The sequence below is a fragment of the Ensifer sp. Root423 genome (assembly GCF_001426275.1).
Taxonomy (GTDB): domain Bacteria; phylum Pseudomonadota; class Alphaproteobacteria; order Rhizobiales; family Rhizobiaceae; genus Ensifer; species Ensifer adhaerens.
The window spans coordinates 1-1160 of record NZ_LMEG01000042.1 but is presented as its reverse complement, the minus strand read 5'-3'; the positions used below and the strand labels follow the sequence as shown (position 1 = coordinate 1160).

The 1160-nt window shown below is 63.8% G+C and carries 1 protein-coding gene and 1 pseudogene; both read right to left on the bottom strand.

Annotation, left to right across the window (positions count from 1 at the left end; genetic code table 11):
- Positions 1-99 (bottom strand): annotated as a pseudogene (locus tag ASD01_RS36265) (GNAT family N-acetyltransferase); the annotation flags it as partial.
- Positions 100-190: 91 nt separating this feature from the next.
- Positions 191-1132: an electron transfer flavoprotein subunit alpha/FixB family protein gene (locus ASD01_RS25370; RefSeq protein ID WP_060644548.1), complete on the bottom strand. Its 942-nt coding sequence runs from the start codon at positions 1130-1132 to the stop codon at positions 191-193.
- Between the last annotated feature and the right edge of the window lie 28 nt (positions 1133-1160).

The window sequence follows — 1160 nt, the reverse complement described above, 5'->3', positions numbered from 1 at the left end:
CTCGATCAGCACTTCGCCGGCCCGCGGGCCTTCGAGCTGAACCGTCATGACCTCGAGCGGCTTGCCTGCCTGAACGGCAACGGCGGCGCGTACATCCACTGTGGTATCCTTTTCGTTGATGCTTCAATCGCGTGCAAGGGCCAACCGAACCACGGTCAGCCCACCTGGGTTCGGTCGCTTAAAAACGGACCTACGAAGCCTTCTGCAACTCCGGCAGAGCGTCGAAGAGATCGGCAACCAGGCCGTAGTCGGCGACCTGGAAGATCGGCGCCTCTTCGTCCTTATTGATGGCGACGATGACCTTCGAGTCCTTCATGCCGGCGAGGTGCTGGATGGCACCGGAAATGCCGCAGGCGATGTAGAGATCGGGCGCAACGACCTTGCCGGTCTGGCCGACCTGCCAGTCGTTCGGAGCGTAACCGGCGTCGACCGCAGCGCGCGAAGCGCCGACGGCAGCGCCGAGCTTGTCGGCAACCGGCAGGATCACTTGCCTGAACTTTTCCGACGAGCCGAGCGCACGACCGCCCGAGATGATGATCTTGGCAGACGTCAGCTCCGGGCGGTCGGACGACGACAGCGCGTCGGCGACGAAGGAGGAAACGCCCGGGTTGGCGGCAGCCGAGACGCTCTCGATCGCGGCCGAACCGCCTTCAGGGGCGGAAGCGAAGGAAGCGGTGCGCACGGTGATGACGCGCTTGGCTTCGGTCGTCTGCACCGTCTGGATGGCGTTGCCGGCATAGATCGGACGTTTGAAGGTGTCGGAAGAGACGACCTCGATGATTTCCGAGACCTGAGAGACGTCGAGCAGGGCTGCGACGCGCGGCATGACGTTCTTGCCGACCGAGGTGGCGGCGCTCACGATGGTGTCGTAGTTGCCGGCGAGCGAGACGATCAGGGCCGCCAGCGGCTCTGCCAGGTTGTTGGCAAGCGAGGCGTCGTCGGCAACGAGCACCTTGGCAACGCCTGCAAGCTTGGCGGCCTGTTCGGCTGCAACCTTGGCGCCGGCGCCGGCGACCAGCACATGCACATCGGCTCCAGTCCCACTGGCGATTTTCGAGGCCGCGCTCAGCGCCTTGGCGGTCTGGTCGGAAAGGTGGTTGCTGTCGTGGTCAGCCAGAAGAAGAATGGCCATGATAAAATCTCCCTTCCTTAAATCAGAG

Excerpts from the sequence above, each read along its gene's own strand:
- ASD01_RS25370 (WP_060644548.1), bottom strand. The coding sequence starts at position 1,132 with ATGGCCATTCTTCTTCTGGCTGACCACGACAGCAACCACCTTTCCGAC.